This is a genomic window from Brevibacillus sp. AG (genome assembly GCF_028369215.1).
Classification (GTDB): Bacteria; Bacillota; Bacilli; order Brevibacillales; family Brevibacillaceae; genus Brevibacillus; species Brevibacillus porteri.
The window spans coordinates 43,051-60,751 of record NZ_JAQMYO010000011.1 but is presented as its reverse complement, the minus strand read 5'-3'; the positions used below and the strand labels follow the sequence as shown (position 1 = coordinate 60,751).

The window sequence follows — 17,701 nt, the reverse complement described above, 5'->3', positions numbered from 1 at the left end:
TACTCCCCTCATAATGCTGGTCCACTTTGATCTTTGTTCCTTTTCTCACCAAGAAGAGGAAGCAGCAAAGACGCACCGATCATAATCAACACACCGCTCACCACATATATCCCAACCAACGAGAGCGTCTCCTTCAGATAGCCGGATAGAAACATACCAATCACCATCATCCCCATAAAAACTGGCGTGATCGCACCAGATACCCGGCCAATAAATGCCCCTTCCGTGTTACGTACAATCAGCGTCTGGATTCCGCCTTGAATAAAAGGGAAGAAGAAACCGCTGATCACTAATAGAACAATCATCAACCAAATCGTTGTGGTAGCGCCTACTACCATCGTACATACGGCAGAGACAAGCAAGCCTACTATGAGCAGCATCTGTGGACGTACCTTTTTGGCTATCCCGATTATGATTGCTCCTCCTGCCAACATGGCTAACCCATTGGTCATTACCAACCACTGCAAAAATTGTTTGTCCTGCCCCAAATTCTCGATGACAAGAAAAATCTGAAGCGGTTGTGTCAGACCTGACGCCAATCCGACAGCAGCGAAAGTCAAACAGAGTGTGCGTAAGGATTGATTGGTCCCAATATAGCGCAGCCCCGCCTTCAGCTCCTTTATGAAACCGCCTGCATAGTCAGACTTCGTTTCCTCCGCGTCACGGGGAAGCGTCGCCAATACAAGGGAAGACCCTAAGAACAGAACAGCAGTCAAAATCAGAGAGGCTGTAATTCCAAACTGGATGAAAATAAACGTACCGATGACCGGACCTAAAACCGTAAAGACAGCGACCAGCGTTTGGGACATTGCCATCACGCCTTGTAGTTGTTCAGCTGGTACATGCCTCTTGTACAGTTTCATGGCTGAGGGTTGGGAAAATTGAGACAGGCTGGCGGAAATAAATGTTCCAATGAGAAGTGCCATCCATCCACCATTCATAAGTGTAAGCAGCACAGCCCCGACGGACACGGCAGACAGCAGATCGCTCCAAACCATTGTCCGCTTCGGCAGCCATCGGTCGGCAAAGGTCCCGCCAATAAGGCCAAATAGAAAGATCGGAGCGAATTCCGCAACCGAAATCAGTGATACATAAACCGGATTATTATTCGTCAATTCGCTAACGAAAAGAAGAACGGCATAATTCCGGATCCAAATCCCCAAATGCAACAGCACGCGGGAGAGGATAATCGTACGAACATAACGATTGGAAAACATTTCAATACCCCATATCCTTTAATAGTTTTGATAATGTGCGCAGACGTTCGCCGATCATCTCATCATCGTTGCTCAGCCCTTGGCTAAACAGCTTAATCTCTTCATGAAGACTCTCATTGTCCGTGCATATCGCCACGGTCATTGCATCTCCTTGCAGGGCAACCCGGTCGATGACGGGCTCCTGCGGGTCATAATAATGCTCATATCTGTATGCGTCGCGAAAATGGGCCAACGACCGACAAATCAGTATGGACATATCAAGAACACGATGGAGAGGCAGTTCCTCCGATTGTTTTGACCATTCTTCTCCCGTGTATCTCCATACCTTGGCAGATATATCGACCTTTCTTCTGGAGTTGCCCTCTGCCACTCCCAGAGAAAGTGCTTTCGCATCTGTGTTCCTGGCTAATCGGCCATCAACGCGCTCATAGTTATCCGACACGACAACAGGCTTATGGTTCAAGTTCGTAGGTATTTTCATTTTCTTTCCCTCTTTTCGTTTGATTATTGCTCTTTCTGTTTTTCCTGGTTGTATCCGCGCTCTCCGTACGGCTGGAGCTGGTCGAGCCATTTTTGTTCCAGTTTCTTCAGGGCATCCTTTTCATCAAAGTATCCGTCTTCCTTCTTTTTTAAAATCTCCAACACTTCAAAGACGAATGCCTCTTCTCCGTACTCATTCCATTCCTGTTGAAGCTGCTTGTTTATATGAGAACCCATTTTGAGACTGAACAGCTTTCCGTTCATCGTCTTGAGGTTGCGGGTGGCGCTGATCCAGATTTTTTGGTTTTGGATGTTTTTGATCTGATACACCCCTGCCTGCGTTTTCGATTCTTTATACAGTTGTTTCAGTTCTTCTCGATTCATGGTTTCTCCCTCACTTTTCCACTGACTAAATCAATAAACAAAATTCATTTTCGTTTGCTATTTAATAAACATAATGATTCATCGTCTTGTAATTGTCAAGTAAACAAAAAAAGCACCGGAACATGTCCGGTGCCTAATTTGGGTCGGGTAACAACGAGTACAGGGCCAATGAATCTCCAATAAACAATAGAGAGAAATGTCTACGCTTATGCTTGTTAACTGGATGAAAATCGGTACGTATGGTACGGCGTATTGCAAGGTTGACCCTTGGACAATTCAAACTGTCCTTCTGTCAGATTCATCACGATGGAAAATAACGTGCGACCGACCAGCTCTTCTGCTCCAGTCGACTCCACGTCTCCATGTCGGCATATGGCTTCGGGAAAGCTCATATGGTCACGAAAGATCGCCTTGATATGGTCAGCTTCGATCTGTCCTTGCGCTGCCGCCAACAGCTTCATGGCCCGCCCCATTCGCAGATGCGTATCGGCTTCCCCCATTTTCGCTTGATCATCTACAGCTATACGGGACCCGACAAAATGATTGGCATGCGCGATATACCCTTCCATTGGATAGAGGACATCGTGCGCTCTTGAAGTCGCTTCCACATCCACCGTCTCTCCTTCCCGATGCGCAAGCAAATAATTGGCTGACGTGCCACGTGGTAGACGGGTTATTTGCCGGATGGCTTGTGAGAGCGTCCCACTATTCAAGATTCCCCGCAATACGATATGAATAGGAACCCCAACGGTTCGCTCCAATATTCGCAAAAAATTCAGACAAACACCCATGCCTTTGTCGTTCATTCCGATCTTACCTACGATCCCCGCTTCGGTAATCATCAAAATGTTCGGACGTGGCTGTTGCTCGATCTCCAGTACAACAAGCCCCTTTTCCATGAGGTGTATCCAATCCCAGTTTTGCCCGATGATGGTCTCTTGGTTTTTCGTCACAGGAGGGACAGCCGCCACACTCGTGCACCCATCTGTTTTTCCAAATGGATCGCCTAAGTTGGTCATGATTTCACTACGAACATTGAGCGTCACAATATCAAGCAGATCCCGCTCCGCCCCTTCGCTAATTCCTCTGATTTCCTCCATAATCTCCTGGTCATACCTCTCGATCCAGGGGATGAACTGAGTAGCATATTCGGTTGCGTCCTTCCAGTGAAGACCTGCTCCATCCCGAAAGGTTCTTTCGTACGCTTCGAGATTGATCCATATTTGCTCTTTGGTGAGTTGGCCCATTTGTTGTCCCCGTTCTCGCGCTGTCCCCCTGATCCGATAGACAGGAAACCGTTCCATCGTAAGCGACTCCCCTCTATAGCGTTTTCACCATATAATAGCGATCGTTTCCACTACCATATTCCGCAATCCGTGTCTCGATAACCGCAAAGCCTGCTTTTTGATAGAGTCCGACTGCTCCAGTATTATCAGGGCTTACGGTCAAGCAAATCTGACGAAACCCATCCTCACGCAGCTGCTCTAGCAATCGGTTCAAGAAAGAGAACCCATACCCCATCCCTTTACGATCTGCTCGGATGTAATACCCATACATGTAGCACTTGTCCGGCTGACGAAAATCCCTCAGGAGCTGACATACCCCTACAGGACGCTCCTCCTCTGCTTCCATGAAAAGAGCGACGCAGCCATGTCGCACAAGCGGTACGAGCACCCATTCATCAATTGCTCCATGTACGCCAAAAGCCTCCTGCTCCATTGCCTTGATCATCTGAAGCTGGTCTTCTGTCAATGCCTCGACGATTTCTACGCGCGTATTTTGCATTCAGTCCTCTCCCTATACGGGTTGCCGCTTCGCTCCGATGACCTTCTCTGACCTCTCCGTTATGTCGGCAAGCACCGCTTCGTCTAGCTCTACACCTAACCCTGGCTGATCTGACACGACAATTTGACTCCCGTGAACCATAAGTTGGGCTACGTCCCGCGAAATGATCGCTGGTCCTGCCAATTCGTTAGAAATGATGTTCTTTTTCGCAAGCGACAAATGTGCACCAGCTGCACTGCCAATTGAAGACTCCAGCATCGAACCAATCTGACACTCCATCCCGGCCATCTCCGCCTGGTTCACCAATTTAAGAGCAGGATATATCCCTCCACTTTTCATCAATTTGATGTTTACTTTATCTGCAGCTTTCTTCGCGATGACTTCTCGCATTTCCTTCGTCCCGTGCAGTCCCTCGTCTACCATGATTGGAATCGTTGTTTGCCTGCGAATTTCCGCGAGAGCATCGAGATCATCAGCCAAGACAGGCTGCTCCATCCAATCAATGTGACAATCCTCGATCTGTTGCAAAACAAGCAAGGAGTTCGCACGGTTCTCCCAACCTTGGTTGGCGTCCACCCGCAACCCTACGCTAGGACCAACTGCCTGCCGAACAGCCCGGATTCGCTGGATATCTGTCTGAAGATCAGCTCCCACCTTTATTTTGATCGAGCCATACCCAGCTGCCACTGCTTGCCTAGCTTCAGCTGCCATGACCTCTGGCTCTAAAATACTTAACACATATGGGAAGGAAAGAGTCGTGTGATATTTTCCGCCCAAGAAATGATAAACAGGTTGGCCAGCCGCCTTTCCCATCAAATCATAGCAGGCAATATCAATGGCGGCTTTTGCTGCTGGGACTCCCCAAACAGCCTGGTTGATCTTCTCATGGATTCTCTCGATATCAAACGGATTCTCACCGATCACAACAGGCGCCAGGTTATGAACGAGCATCGTATAGGTAGACTCCCACGTCTCTCCGGTGACATTTTGATCCGGTACCGCTTCGCCTAGTCCGACCAAGCCATTGTCTGTCTCCACTTTTACAATAATAGACGGCATATCCTCATAAGAGGCGTACGCGATAATAAATGGGCGTTTTAGCGGCAGCTTAATGGCATGAACACAAACAGACGTTATTTTCATACTCGACTACCCTCCCCGGCTGCTACTCGTGGAATGATTCGATAATAAAGAGACATGGCAGTGACAGAGCCGTCTTCGCCTGTTACAAAGCCAACTGTCATCTCGCTTCCCTCCCTTTCGGTGATAAATTGATGCTCTCCAATTGGTCGCAATAGATAGTTCAGTTGTTTTCCACCAAACGCATCCGACGTCTTATCTATCATCATCAGGACATCCTCTACCACATATACGATGATATCCATTCCTTCCCCACTAGCGTATCGACCGACATACTCTTCTAATTGGGAAAGAGAGACGCTGTATATCTCGAATTGGTACTGTGGCGTATTCAATGGACGTCCTTCTACGGCATGGAGTGCTGTCAGTGTGGCTTTTTCGACGGGACTTCCGGTTAAATTGGCCAAGGCCATGGATGTAATTCCCCGCTCCGGAACAATCGCTAAATGGGCGGCGACACCTTTGATCGCTCCACCGTGCTTGATCAAGGTACCCCCATAGTAGTCGGGTTGAATGGATAAGCCATACCCGTAGTACCTGCTGTAGCTGTTCTGGACATGCGGATAGATCATTTGTTTGACGCTCTCCTCGGATAAAATTCGTTCCTTACCCACGCATCCGCCCGTACGGAATATTTCAGCGTAGTTTAACATGTCTCGTACAGTTGAATTCAAATGCCCCGAGGCGGCTACTAATAATCCGTCCTCCCACAGTGGATCAGGGTAAATCTCAGACACTCCATTATTCTCTTTCAAATGGTAGATGGTGGTGACATCCGGCAAGTGAGGCAGATCGCTCAGAAGAAAGGTGCTGCTCTTCATGTCTGCTGGTTCCAAAATATGCTCTTTGACATAAACGTCATACGACTTCCCACTCACTCTGGCTATGACCGCTCCCAGGAGAGAATAGCAATCATTCGAATAGCTGAACAATTGTCCTGGAGAGCCCACCAGCTCATATTCCGCCAGAGCGAGAGCTTCCATCAGCTCTTCGAACGTATAGATCGGTTTCTGGTACTCCTTTTTCAAGTAACGGTGAATCGGGTTATCCTCTTCAGCCATGTCTTCGAGCATGGAGTTGCGGATCGCCAGGTGATCAATCGGCAAGGGCGGAATGCCCGTCGTGTGCGTCATAAAATGATGAATCGTCATCTGCTCCGTTTTTTGACGATCCGGGGTACGAAACTCAGGGAGGTATTTGATCACTGGATCATGAACAGAGAGCTTCTTCGCTTCCTGTAGCTGCATGATCGCCATGCATGTAAAGGACTTCGTAACGGAGGCCAAACCCATCACCGTATCAGGAGTGATTTCGAGTTCCTTTTCACGATCCCGGTAGCCAAAGCTTTTGCGAAACAAGCTCTGCCCATCCAGATTCACACCCATGACGAACCCCGGAACTCTGCCTTCCCTCATTTCTTTTTCAACCAGCTCTTCCCACTCTACTAACCAGCCTTGCTGTCTCATTTCTTCCACCTCTTTCGAATGTTGTCATACCATGCCCTACTCGTTCACCCACATGTCCTGAATAATCAAGGATGCTAATGGATTTGGCTTGACGCCTTGAATCCGGTTACTGACGACCACGAATGTTTTTGCGGAATAGAGCGGAATCCAATAGGCCTGTTCCACGACTCTTTTTTGAATGTCTGCAAAAACCTGCTGTCGCTGCGCTTGGTCTGTTGTCGTTCGTCCTTTGTCTAGCAGGTTATCGAGCTGTTGATCACTGAGGCGCAAGAAATTCAAGCCCCCGATCTGACTCGAATGCAGTAACAAGTTCAAAATATCTGGATCGACGCTGCCATGACCCGTTGAGAACAAATCGAACTCGCCCTTTAGTGCCTGTTCATGAGCTGTAGCCGATTCATACTTTTGGATATGCAGTTCGACACCAATCTCTTTGAACATGCTTTGCACCAACTGATGCCCGGGATTTGTATCTTCGACGAGCATCGTCAGGCTGAGCGTTTTCCCATCCATTTCTCTGATCCCTTGCGCGTTTGGATTCCATCCTGCTTCATCCAGCAATTGTCTGGCTTGCTCCGCATTGTACTTGTAGCCGTACTGCTCTACTGCCGCATCATATCCGATCATCGTAGGCGGGATCGGTCCGTAGACAGGCACCCCCTCTCCTTGCAAATCCGCTATGATCAATGCATCTTTGTTGATCGCCAGGTTCAGTGCCTTTCTCACGCGGACATCCTGCAAGATTTCATTTTCCAGATTCATCCCAATAAAGTACTCTGCAGGCTGCATCCCTTCCAACACCGTAAAATCTTTGTGATCCTTGTATTTCTTCGCGTCTTTTGGCGGTACAGTTGCAATATCAATCGTTCCACTGTCGAGAGCAGCCATCATGGTCTGGTCGTCTTGAATAAATTTCAGAACGAACTTGTCGGGTCTTACAGGTCCTTGATTCAGAGCAAAAGGAGCTGCCCACTTATAATCGTCGTTTCGTACAAGTGTGATCGATTCGCCTGTTTTCCAGCTCTCGAATTTCCACGGACCTACCCCGACAGGATTGCGTCCCAGCTCATTTCCGTATTTGTTTCGTGCCTCTATGGAAATGGGCTGCTGGTAGCCGCCATATGATAAGTTAGAAAGTAAGGAAGCGGAGGGCTCATCCAAATGAAAGATCAATGTGGAATCATCAGGAGCTGAAATGGATTTGATCGCAGATACATCCGGTCCCGTAACCGGTGAGGCTGTTTTCGGATCGAGTGCGCGTTCATAGCTTTGCTTAAAAACTTCCGCTGTGAGCGGTGTTCCATCATGGAACTTCACGCCAGGGCGTATCTTGAACGTCATGGTCTTGCCGTCGTCCGAGATCGTGTACGATTCAGCAAGATGCGGCTTCAACTCAAACGTAAAGGGATCGAGGATCAGCAAGGCTCCCCCTAAAAGGACCCCAACAAAATTTCCGGCTGGCATTGACGTTTTTTGCGGGTCCAGCGTATCAGGCTCCATCTTGTAGCCCATGGTGATCGTCCCTCCCTTTTTGGGCTGGGAGTTTTTTGCTGGTTGACTTGCTTGCTTCTCGTTTGTAGTCGGAGTGGGAGCAGAGCTGCAGCCAACTATGGAAAAAACGAGTATACATATGAGTAAAACGCTGCGTATTTGGCCTTTTGACCGTTCTGATAACATGTCGCGACCTCCTTTTTCGAGTCATTTCCATTCGAAGCACGATTTCGTCGGTATATAGTCGCTAAATAGATCGGATTGTTTCTTAGATGAGAGATGTGGGGGTCCCGGATTTCCATCGTAAATTGGAAAAACCGGGACAGGTTGATGTTACATGAGGAGAGTCATGAATAATTAAGGCGATACACAGCCCGCGGGCGTCCTTGCTGATAAGGCTGTTCTTCTCCGACGACCTCTACGACCTGATGCTCGATCAGTTTTTTCAAGGTTCTTTCTGAACTGCGGCGACTGATCTGGAGGTACTCGGCTAAATCGGAAGCGGTGAAGCGGTTATCGCGGCGAAGTTTGACATACTGCATGATTTTCGTGATGGTAGCGACACTTACGCCAGTCTTCTCCGCGATCTCCAGCACTTCCTTGTTCTCGCTTTTTAATTGGAACGTCTTCGCTTCTGTATTCAACGGACCGATCACTTCTTTTTCATCCGTCACCAAATACGCACTGCTTTCTTTTGTTTTCTGGGCATGATAGATCGCAATGCGTGCGTTCGCTTCGGCCTCTTTCGCTGTTAGGCCAAAACCAAACCCAATGGCAACCGTCACTTTGGCAAGCAGATCGACATTGCCCACTACTTGCATGATCTTCCCGTATTCAATCATTTGCTCGATGCTGCCTCTCGTGCCATAGATGATGAATTGATCCAGTCCCAATTTTTGAATGGAAGCGTCCGTCTCTTTGACAAGCTCCAGCAGCTCTTGCAACAAAATAATCGTCGCATCTTGCCATTGTGTTTCTACTGGCGGACCATCATTTTGCTGGATCGCTGCAATCCCCACAGCTATCTGCGAATTTTTGCTAATTTTCAATCGGCCGTAAGCAATAGCTTGATTGACGGCATCGCGAATATTTTTATCGGGACTAACGAGAGAAGCGGAAGGGATATTCATCTCACGTAATCGACTGTATACGTAGTCAACGCCAGTCAAAGCAAAATGGCTCTTTTTCTGTTCCCAGCGCTCCTTGTGGAATTGAATAATCCCCTCGACGTCAAATCTCGTCCCGCCTTCTTCAATAATCTCACTGTAGTCTTTTACATACCAAGGCGTAGAAGTAATGCCCAATTCTTCAGCAACCTTCTCAATATACTCCGCTTTTGGCAAATCTATCGAGATGCGGTCCAGTCCTCCTGGAACGTTCAGCAAGGTATGAAACAACGAGAGGGAAATGGTATATTCATCGAGCGGAATGTACACCGCAGGCAGCTTCTTTTGCTCTACCTTTTCCTTGGCAAAAAAATAAGGAAGTGGGCCAGCAAAAAGCAGCACGTCGCAGTCATGGATTTGATCAAGCAACGCAGCACTCTCTTTGGGGTTCTGGTATGTATACGAGGTCAGTTGAATGTAATCGATGGATTGGGTATGCTTCAAGATCCTTGGCAAAAATTCTTCCGAAGAGATTACCGCTATCGTAATGGTCAATGTTCCACTCCCTCATCTCTCTATGATTTCCACACGTCCTTGAACACGCGAATGAAGTTTTTGCCCAAAATACGCTCAATCGCTTCATCCTTGTACCCTCTTTTGGCAAGGGCACGCGCAAGCTCCGGAACCTTGGTATGTCCTTTTACGACATCAAAATCTTTGCGTCCTGCTTGGATAAACGCATCGGGAGAATCGTATTTCATAAATGGCTCGATGATGTCCAGACCCAGTCCGACGTGTTCAATGCCAACCAGCTTCACGATGTGATCGACGTGGTTGATCATGTGCTCGATATCAGCCTGGTCGTCTGTGTCCGCTACAAACAGATTGACGCCATTAATGCCGATTACACCGTTGGTGAATGCGATCGCCCTGATTTGCTCATCCGTCAGATTGCGCATGGAGCTCGCTAATGTCCGGCAATTGGAATGCGAAGCGATGATGGGCTTTCGTGCTACCTCGATCAGATCCCAGAAGCCTTCGTCATTCAGATGACTGACATCAATGATGATTCCCATTGCTTCTGCCTCTTCGACGACGCGGATGCCGAACTCGGTGAGCCCGCCCTTGCGCCCTTCTCGTACCGGACTAAAATGACTGCCGTCTCCAACGAAGTTCCTCCTGCTCCACACAAGTCCCATAAGGCGCACGCCCAGCTCGTAAAAAACACGGAGCATACTTAGATCATTATATAACGGCTCCGCGCCCTCCAGAGAGAGCACAAAACCAATTTTCCCCATTCGCTTCGCGGTCTCGATGTCTTCCACACTTTTGCAAACCATGATCTTCTCAGGCGATTCATCTGCCTCCGCGTGCAACGCGCTGATTTGTTGTAGTGCTTTTCTCAAGCCCATCTCCGGCAGGAATTTGTTGTCGATATAAATCGCTGCGACAACCGTCTGCACCCCGCCCGCCACGAAATCAGGTAAGTATTCCGATTCTATTACTTTTCGCCTGCCGTGCTCGCGTTGAATAGCGACATCTAGCAAAAGGTCAAAATGCGCGTCGATTCCATGTGTCATGTCTCATGCTCCTCCTACTCTTTCAAGTTTTCCGGATTAAGTGGTGCAAGCTCTGGCAAGAGAAAGCGTCCGTCTCTGCGAATCAAATGGTCATCGAACCAAATCTCACCGCCACCGTACTCTGGGCGTTGAATCATGACCATGTCCCAGTGGATGTTTGATTTGTTACCGTTGGATGCCTCGTCGTAGCATCGTCCCGGGGTAAAATGGAAGCTGCCGTCGATTTTTTCATCGAACAAAATATCCTGCATGGGCTCCCGAATGAACGGGTGGACCCCCAAAGCAAACTCCCCAATGTACCGGGCACCTTCATCCGTATCCAAAATGTTGTTCAAGCGCTCCGTGTCATTGGCTGTGGCGTTAACGATTCTCCCGTCCACAAACTCCAGCCGTACCTTTTCAAAGGTAAAGCCTTGATAAGGCGAAGGCGTGTTAAACGATATGACACCGTTCACCGAATCGCGAACAGGAGCCGTAAATACTTCACCGTCTGGTATGTTGTAATGACCTGGACATGGAATCGCTGGAATACCTTTGATTGAGAAGGTCAGCTCTGTGCCAGGTCCCGTGATTTTCACACGGTCCGTTCGCTCCATCAGCTCCTTGAGCGGCTGCATGGCTTTTGCCATTTTGGCATAATCCATTGTGCAGACATCGAAGTAGAACTGTTCGAACGCTTCTGTACTCTTATTCGCTAGCTGCGCCATGGAAGGCGTCGGATAACGGAGATAGACCCATTTCTTTTTGAGACGCACGATACTTACTTCTTTGAAAAAGGACGTAGCCAGCTTCATCTGCTCATCAGGGACATCAGACACTTCATTGATGTTCAGCCCACCCTCGATAATGATGCACGCTTGCATTTTTTCCATTCGCTCTTTGTCCATCTCTGTTTCTAAATGGAATTGCTCCTCTGTTCCCGCTAGCAATAACTGACGGCTAATCGAGGATTCACGCAGGTTCACAAAAGAATGTCCACCTGCTCGCGAAACAGCTTTGACGAGCTCCTTAATCAGAGCGGCGTCCACCTCCATCGCATCGATCAGCACGTTATCTCCCGGCTGCACATTCGTCGAGTAATTCACCAGCACATTCGCCAGCTTCGTAAGACGTGGGTCCAACATCTATCTATCACTCCTGCTCCCTTATTTTGTATAGAGATGACACGCAACCAGTCTGCCGTCTGCTTCTGTGAATGGAGGGGTTTCTGTCTTGCACACGTCCATGCACGCCCAACAGCGCGGGTGAAACTTGCAGCCCTGCGGCGGATTGGATGGAGACGGCAGATCCCCCGTTAAAATGATCCGTTCTTTTTTCTCGTCAGGATCAGTGATCGGAATGGCGGAGAGAAGCGACTGAGTGTAGGGATGCATCGGGCGCTGAAACAGCTCTTCTTTTTTCGCCAGCTCAATCACTTCTCCCAAGTACATCACCGCTACTCGATCGGCGATATGCTCGACGACACTCAAGTCATGCGAGATAAAAAGATACGTGAGCGAAAACTGCTCCTGCAAATCCTGAAGCAAATTGAGAATTTGCGATTGGATCGATACATCCAGGGCGGACACAGGCTCGTCAGCTATGATGAGCTTTGGCCTGAGCATCAAGGCGCGAGCGATCCCGATTCTTTGCCTTTGTCCTCCGGAAAACTCATGGGCGTATCGCGACAAATGACTTTTGTTCAAACCGACGATCTCCAGCGTCTCTTCGATCATGGCTGCTCGCTCGCGCTTTGGGATACCATGGGCAATCAATGGCTCTGACAAAATGTGCTGGATCGTCAGCTTTGGATTGAGGGTATCAAATGGATTTTGAAACACCATTTGCATATCACGCCGCAGCTTTTGCATGTCTGCCTTCTGTAAGCTGCGGATATTTTGACCCTCGAACACGATCTCGCCGTCTGTAGGCTCGATCAAGCGCAAAATGCATCTGCCCAGTGTTGACTTGCCACAGCCTGACTCTCCCACGATTCCCAACGTTTCACCTGCGTTGACAGTCACGTTCACCCCATGGACGGCATGCACGTAACTCGGCTGCTGGAACCACCCTTTGCCGACTAGGAACTTCTTATTCAGGTTCTTCACTTGCAAAAGAGGCGTCTTCATCCATTCACCGCCGTGCTTTCCCTGTTCTCTCGATACAGCCAACACCGGCACTCCGACTGTTGATCCACATCCAGCAACGGGGGATTTTGCTCCAAACAGACAGGCATCACCTTCTCGCATCGCGGTGCAAAACGGCATCCCTTCGGATAATGATCGGGGGCCGGCACACTTCCCGCGATACTGTGCAATCGCTTCTGGCCTTTGGCATTATGTGGCGTTGACTTGATCAAGCCCATGGTGTACGGATGCTTGGGGCTTCGGAGCAGTGTGCGAACGTCCGCCGCTTCAATGACCTGCCCGGCATACATCACCAGTACCCGGTCACATGTCTCGGCGACGACGCCCAAATCATGCGTGATCATGATGAGCGACATGCCCAGTTCTCTTTGGATTTTTTTCATGACATCCAATATTTGCGCCTGGATTGTTACGTCTAGGGCAGTCGTCGGTTCGTCCGCTATCAGCAGCTTTGGATGACAAGCAATCGCCATCGCGATCATCACGCGCTGTCGCATCCCCCCTGACAGACGATGCGGGTACTCATGATAGATTTCATTGGCACGTGAAATACCCACCTGCGTCAACAGCTCGAGCACTCTTTGTCTCGATTGAACTCGGTTCATGCCCTCATGCTTTTCCAGTCCTTCACTCAATTGCTTTCCGATGGTCAGTACCGGGTTTAGCGAAGTCATCGGCTCCTGAAAGATCATAGCGATCTCTTTTCCTCTGATCTTCTGCATCTCTTTTTCGCTATAGCGCAAGAGATCGGCTCCGTTCAGTTGAATACGGCCTGCAATGCTTCCGTTTTTACTGAGCAAGCGCATCATGGATAGAGAGGCAACGCTTTTTCCACATCCTGATTCTCCGACGATCCCGACCGATTCACCTCTTTTGACCTGTAAGCAAAGATTGTCCACCACCTTGAAAGCCCTTTCATTTTTTGAAAACGTGGTAGTCAATCCTGTCACTTCCAACACATTCGTCACGTTACTCACTCCTTTTTCGGGAACGGAAGCTCGCCAACTATGATTTGGGATCAAAGATATCGCGCAATGCATCCCCGAGCAGATACACCGTAAAAACGACTGCCGTAATCGCAAGACCGGGAAACGTAGCGAGCCACCAAGCTTCTCGCAAGTAATTTTTCCCTTCATTCAGCATCGTTCCCCACTCCGGTGTAGGAGGCTGGGCACCCAAACCGATAAAGCCCAGTGCCGAGGTCCCCAAAATGGCACTGCCAATAAACATGGTCGTATAGACGATCAGCACGTTCGAGATGTTCGGAATGAACTGGCGCGTAATGATCCACCAATTCGAGCTGCCGATGGAGCGACTTGCTTCCACATAGCCGGATTGCTTGATGGAGAGTGCCGCACCACGAATCAGAATCGAAAAGGCCGGAATCGATGATATTCCGATCGCGATCATCGCATTTTCCTGACTCGGTCCAAGCACAGCTACAATTGCTAGAGCAAGCACAATACCGGGCAACGCCAGCATGATGTCCATGATTCTCATGATCAGATTGTCGACAATTCCTCCGAGGTAAGCGCATGTCACACCTATCAGCGTTCCTGCTACAAACGTCATGACAGACGCTAGCACGGCTACGGTCAGTGTCACTCGTGTTCCGTACAGCATCCGGGATAAAATATCGCGGCCAATCGCATCTGTCCCTAGCCAAAAGTCTTTCGAAGGCCCTTGCATAAATGCTTCGTAGTACGTTTTCGTAGGATCATGTGGAGCTATCCACGGCCCGATGATTCCTAGCAAAACGATGCAGAGCATCATCAGGAAGCTGTATTTCGCTTTCTTTTGCTGCATGATCTTCTCCCATAATTCCAAACGAGGCATGGACCATTGCTTGCTCCAGAACACGCTACACCCCCTCCTTCGCGGCGTAGTCAATGCGAGGATCGAGAATCGCGTACAAGACATCAATCAAAATGACAACGAGGACATATACAGCTCCAATAAACAACGTCGTTCCTTGAATCATCGGAAAATCCCGCGAGCTAATCGCTTGAATCGCCAAAGTACCCACTCCCGGCCAGCCAAAAACCTGCTCGACAATCACAGCCCCACCCAGCAAGCCAGCCAGCTCCAGGCCAATGACAGCCACAATCGGAATCATCACATTGCGAAAAGCGTGCCGCAGCAGCACAATTCGTTCATTCATCCCTTTCGCACGTGCTGTTCGAATATAGTCATTGGACAAAACCTCCACCATGCCAGCACGAGTGAGTCGGCTGAGTGCGGTCGCCATCAATGTACCCAAGGTAAACGCTGGAAGAACCATGTCTTTTAGCCCCGTTCCTCCCGCAATCGGAAACCAGCCCAAATGAACGGAGAACACAAGGATGACGAGCAAGCCTAACCAAAAGCCGGGTATGGACATCCCAAAGGTGGAAAAGGTCATGATCGCTCCGTCGATAGGTGTATCCTTGTATTTCGCCGCTAGGACACCTAGCCCGATACCGATCACAACTGCCACCACGAGGCTGGCTACTGCCATTTTTGCTGTCGCGGGAAAACGATCAGCAATTTCTGTGCTGACAGGCCGGCCCGTTTTCAGGGAAGTGCCGAGATCCCCTTTCAAAACGCCAGAAGCATAGTCGAGATACTGGACGACCAACGGTTTGTTCAAGCCCAGCTCTCCGCGAAGCGATTCGATTTGTTCCACAGTCGCCCGCTGCCCTAGCATGATCCGCACAGGGTCTCCAGGGATGAGATGAATGAGCAGAAACGTAAAAACGGAGAGCCCAAACAGGACAACGATGCCCGACAATAAGCGCTTCACTATATATTGCTTCATGAAGTCTTCACCCAGATGTGAGAAACGGTATAAACTAGCCTCTTCCTGTTGCGTTCCTGCACTTTACTCTCCTCCCTTTCGCTTCACTAACGACACTTGTCGTTATAGTGTCGTTATTAGTTAAAAATAGTCTATTCCAAATTCACAGAAAATTCAACTCGTTTTTTCTTGCCTCATTCAAAAAGAGCATGGTCCCTTTCTACCATGCCCCTTCTGAAGAATCGCTCCGTCGTCATTCCTTGCCCTGCCTCATCTGTAGCAATATGTTTGCCGTTAGCTGTGGATGACTGAGCGGAAAATGATGAGCAACGGAGAGCCTTTCGATCTCTACACTTGCTTTCATGAAAGCATCCTCTGTTCCTTTTGTCAGCTGATACGTTTGATCCTGTGTTCCCCATACGATCTGGGCTGGAAAAGGGAACGACTGTGTTGTTACCGCCATTTGCTGGAATTCATTCATAAAATAGCGCAGCACGTCTGTATGCGTCTTGCTGATCCGCGGGGATTGCAGGAGCTTCCCTGCCTTTTCTACATAGCCTTTTGGCATTTCCTCCGTGGACTGAAATACCCCTTGCTCAAGCATTGCTTTTTCCATTTGGGCTGGCGTTACCTGCTTTTGCAAAAAACGCTGTAGAAGGGCTGGACTTTTTCCCAATCCCGCCAGCAGCAAAGAATACTTCGGCGCATGCAGGGGCGGCTGCAAAAGGTATAGCTTTTCGATTTTTTCCGGTACTCGCTTTGCTGCCTCCCATGCCAAAAACCCGCCAAATGAATGTCCTGCAAGATGAACCGGAGACGGCAGCTGTCGCAATGCCTCGGCCACTGCCTCGATAAAGCCCTCGATCGGTTTTTCGTGATGGTGATAGGGCGATCTGCCAAACCCGGGCAAATCCAGTAACCATACTGCCTGTTCACCCAGCTGTTCAGCGAGCGGGAGTAAATCGCTCATCTCACTGAAAAGCCCGTGCACGAGCAGCCACGGAGTACCCGAGCCTTCTTTCTTGTATGCAGCCATGCCTGCGATTTGCTCTCGGTGAAAGCAAGGAGGTACTTTCTGATCCTTGACCGACAAACGGTAGTCGAGATCGGCAATCACACTGGGAAGATACGCCGCTACGTCGTATGCATCGATGCTTTTTTTCGCTTTCATTTGCTGAAAGGGAGCGAGCGGGAAGTCTTTCTTTACGACAAAATCCATCGAATTGGCAGGTACCCCGAGCAAGCCGCTGCCGCCGTTATGCAAGATTTTTTTCAAGACCGATACCGGGAAAGGAATGGCTGGTGGCTTCATCCGTAATTCTTTAGCCATCAACGAAATCAGCTCTGAAAAAGCTGGCGTGGCACTCCGCTCATTTAAGGCGTAATACGTTTGATGCTCGATGTGATTTGTCTCTACAATCCCCACAATGACCTCGGCCAAATCGTCGACGGCAAGCAAGGGTAGCCACCACTCCTTACCACCGGGAAGAACAGGGATCTTACCACGCCGCATGGAGCTGATCACGAGCCCCAATCCATCTGTTTGTTCTGTGTTCCCGGTGCTTCGCGGGCCTATGATCGTACACGGATTTACCACGACCAGCGGCATTCCTTTTTGATACGCCTCTTGTCTGAGGTATAGATCTGCCAGAAACTTGTATTTCTCGTAGCCCCCTGCCTCTCGTAAAAAATCGTTTGTCGCAAAAACATCTGTCGCCAACTTTCCACTCTCATCGTCAAACGGACTCATGTAGCCAACGATATGAATCAGCTTTTGCAGACGCTGTTGTTTATGCAATTCGTTCGCTACTGCTGCAAGGTGACTTGCTCCTTGTAAAATCACGTCCCTCCCCACTGTTTCATCCATCGAAATATCCATAGGGACACCTGCATGGATGATGACAGTAGCGTGCAATACCTGTTCGTAATCGTTCGCCGATAATCCCAAGCCCTCCTTTCGCAAGTCCCCCCGCACGGCCTTGCAAAAAGACCTTTCTTTTGGTGTCATCTGCATCAGCAATTCATCCCACTTCTCAAGCGAGCGAACCAGCGCCAGTACGGTATGACCAGCCTGCGCCAACTGCTTTGTTACCTCCTTGCCGATAAATCCAGTCGCGCCGGTTACAAAAACGACAGCCATTATTTCTGCC

The 17,701-nt window shown here is 49.2% G+C and carries 16 protein-coding genes; all 16 read right to left on the bottom strand.

The features are described from left to right. Positions 1–8: 8 nt before the first annotated feature. Positions 9–1,217: an MFS transporter gene (locus POF51_RS25200; protein WP_069851743.1), complete on the bottom strand. Its 1,209-nt coding sequence runs from the start codon at positions 1,215–1,217 to the stop codon at positions 9–11. A 1-nt stretch (position 1,218) separates the two neighbouring features. Beyond that, positions 1,219–1,698: a DUF6530 family protein gene (locus POF51_RS25195; RefSeq protein ID WP_271756283.1), complete on the bottom strand. Its 480-nt coding sequence runs from the start codon at positions 1,696–1,698 to the stop codon at positions 1,219–1,221. Between the two features lie 23 nt (positions 1,699–1,721). After that, positions 1,722–2,081 carry a GIY-YIG nuclease family protein gene (locus POF51_RS25190; RefSeq protein WP_069851737.1) on the bottom strand — a complete coding sequence of 120 codons (360 nt, stop codon included), beginning with the start codon at positions 2,079–2,081 and terminating at the stop codon, positions 1,722–1,724. A gap of 215 nt (positions 2,082–2,296) precedes the next feature. Continuing rightward, a complete protein-coding gene (locus POF51_RS25185) occupies positions 2,297–3,385 on the bottom strand; it encodes a C45 family autoproteolytic acyltransferase/hydolase (protein ID WP_069851735.1) in 1,089 nt (362 codons plus the stop codon). Between the two features lie 16 nt (positions 3,386–3,401). After that, the gene (locus POF51_RS25180) at positions 3,402–3,866 is read right to left on the bottom strand and encodes a GNAT family N-acetyltransferase (protein WP_069851732.1); all 465 of its coding nucleotides are present in this window, start codon (positions 3,864–3,866) and stop codon (positions 3,402–3,404) included. Positions 3,867–3,878: 12 nt separating this feature from the next. Then, a complete protein-coding gene (locus POF51_RS25175; protein ID WP_069851729.1) occupies positions 3,879–5,009 on the bottom strand; it encodes a mandelate racemase/muconate lactonizing enzyme family protein in 1,131 nt (376 codons plus the stop codon). After that, a complete protein-coding gene (locus tag POF51_RS25170; RefSeq protein ID WP_069851727.1) occupies positions 5,006–6,472 on the bottom strand; it encodes a serine hydrolase in 1,467 nt (488 codons plus the stop codon). The genes POF51_RS25175 and POF51_RS25170 overlap by 4 nt, the downstream gene beginning before the upstream one ends. Before the next feature lie 36 nt (positions 6,473–6,508). Next, positions 6,509–7,984: an ABC transporter substrate-binding protein gene (locus POF51_RS25165; RefSeq protein ID WP_271756282.1), complete on the bottom strand. Its 1,476-nt coding sequence runs from the start codon at positions 7,982–7,984 to the stop codon at positions 6,509–6,511. Between the two features lie 326 nt (positions 7,985–8,310). After that, positions 8,311–9,624 (bottom strand): transcriptional regulator, encoded by a 1,314-nt coding sequence (locus POF51_RS25160; RefSeq protein ID WP_271756281.1) that lies wholly within the window; start codon positions 9,622–9,624, stop codon positions 8,311–8,313. 20 nt (positions 9,625–9,644) lie between these two features. Beyond that, positions 9,645–10,649 carry a dipeptidase gene (locus POF51_RS25155; RefSeq protein WP_069851721.1) on the bottom strand — a complete coding sequence of 335 codons (1,005 nt, stop codon included), beginning with the start codon at positions 10,647–10,649 and terminating at the stop codon, positions 9,645–9,647. A gap of 14 nt (positions 10,650–10,663) precedes the next feature. Continuing rightward, entirely contained in the window at positions 10,664–11,773 is a 1,110-nt protein-coding gene (locus POF51_RS25150) for an aminopeptidase (RefSeq protein ID WP_271756280.1), read from the bottom strand. Positions 11,774–11,794: 21 nt separating this feature from the next. Further along, positions 11,795–12,757, bottom strand: coding sequence for an ABC transporter ATP-binding protein (locus tag POF51_RS25145; protein ID WP_069851891.1), 963 nt, complete (start codon positions 12,755–12,757; stop codon positions 11,795–11,797). Beyond that, on the bottom strand, positions 12,754–13,743 hold the full coding sequence (locus tag POF51_RS25140; RefSeq protein WP_017251762.1) for an ABC transporter ATP-binding protein: 990 nt from the start codon (positions 13,741–13,743) through the stop codon (positions 12,754–12,756). The genes POF51_RS25145 and POF51_RS25140 overlap by 4 nt, the downstream gene beginning before the upstream one ends. Before the next feature lie 37 nt (positions 13,744–13,780). Next, entirely contained in the window at positions 13,781–14,635 is an 855-nt protein-coding gene (locus POF51_RS25135) for an ABC transporter permease (RefSeq protein WP_017251761.1), read from the bottom strand. 1 nt (position 14,636) lies between these two features. Next, positions 14,637–15,572, bottom strand: a complete 936-nt coding sequence (gene nikB / locus POF51_RS25130) for a nickel ABC transporter permease (RefSeq protein ID WP_069851717.1) — start codon at positions 15,570–15,572, stop codon at positions 14,637–14,639. Between the two features lie 232 nt (positions 15,573–15,804). Beyond that, complete coding sequence (locus POF51_RS25125; RefSeq protein ID WP_069851714.1) at positions 15,805–17,691, bottom strand: alpha/beta fold hydrolase; 1,887 nt, start codon at positions 17,689–17,691, stop codon at positions 15,805–15,807. Positions 17,692–17,701 lie beyond the last annotated feature (10 nt).

Bases quoted from the DNA above. Each gene is read 5' to 3' on its own strand.
- POF51_RS25180 (WP_069851732.1), bottom strand. From the start codon at position 3,866: ATGCAAAATACGCGCGTAGAAATCGTCGAGGCATTGACAGAAGACCAG.
- POF51_RS25195 (WP_271756283.1), bottom strand. From the start codon at position 1,698: ATGAAAATACCTACGAACTTGAACCATAAGCCTGTTGTCGTGTCGGAT.
- POF51_RS25200 (WP_069851743.1), bottom strand. From the start codon at position 1,217: ATGTTTTCCAATCGTTATGTTCGTACGATTATCCTCTCCCGCGTGCTG.
- POF51_RS25185 (WP_069851735.1), bottom strand. From the start codon at position 3,385: ATGGAACGGTTTCCTGTCTATCGGATCAGGGGGACAGCGCGAGAACGG.
- POF51_RS25125 (WP_069851714.1), bottom strand. From the start codon at position 17,691: ATGGCTGTCGTTTTTGTAACCGGCGCGACTGGATTTATCGGCAAGGAG.
- POF51_RS25165 (WP_271756282.1), bottom strand. From the start codon at position 7,984: ATGGGCTACAAGATGGAGCCTGATACGCTGGACCCGCAAAAAACGTCA.
- nikB (WP_069851717.1), bottom strand. From the start codon at position 15,572: ATGAAGCAATATATAGTGAAGCGCTTATTGTCGGGCATCGTTGTCCTG.
- POF51_RS25150 (WP_271756280.1), bottom strand. From the start codon at position 11,773: ATGTTGGACCCACGTCTTACGAAGCTGGCGAATGTGCTGGTGAATTAC.
- POF51_RS25190 (WP_069851737.1), bottom strand. From the start codon at position 2,081: ATGAATCGAGAAGAACTGAAACAACTGTATAAAGAATCGAAAACGCAG.
- POF51_RS25145 (WP_069851891.1), bottom strand. From the start codon at position 12,757: ATGAAGACGCCTCTTTTGCAAGTGAAGAACCTGAATAAGAAGTTCCTA.
- POF51_RS25170 (WP_069851727.1), bottom strand. From the start codon at position 6,472: ATGAGACAGCAAGGCTGGTTAGTAGAGTGGGAAGAGCTGGTTGAAAAA.
- POF51_RS25175 (WP_069851729.1), bottom strand. From the start codon at position 5,009: ATGAAAATAACGTCTGTTTGTGTTCATGCCATTAAGCTGCCGCTAAAA.
- POF51_RS25155 (WP_069851721.1), bottom strand. From the start codon at position 10,649: ATGACACATGGAATCGACGCGCATTTTGACCTTTTGCTAGATGTCGCT.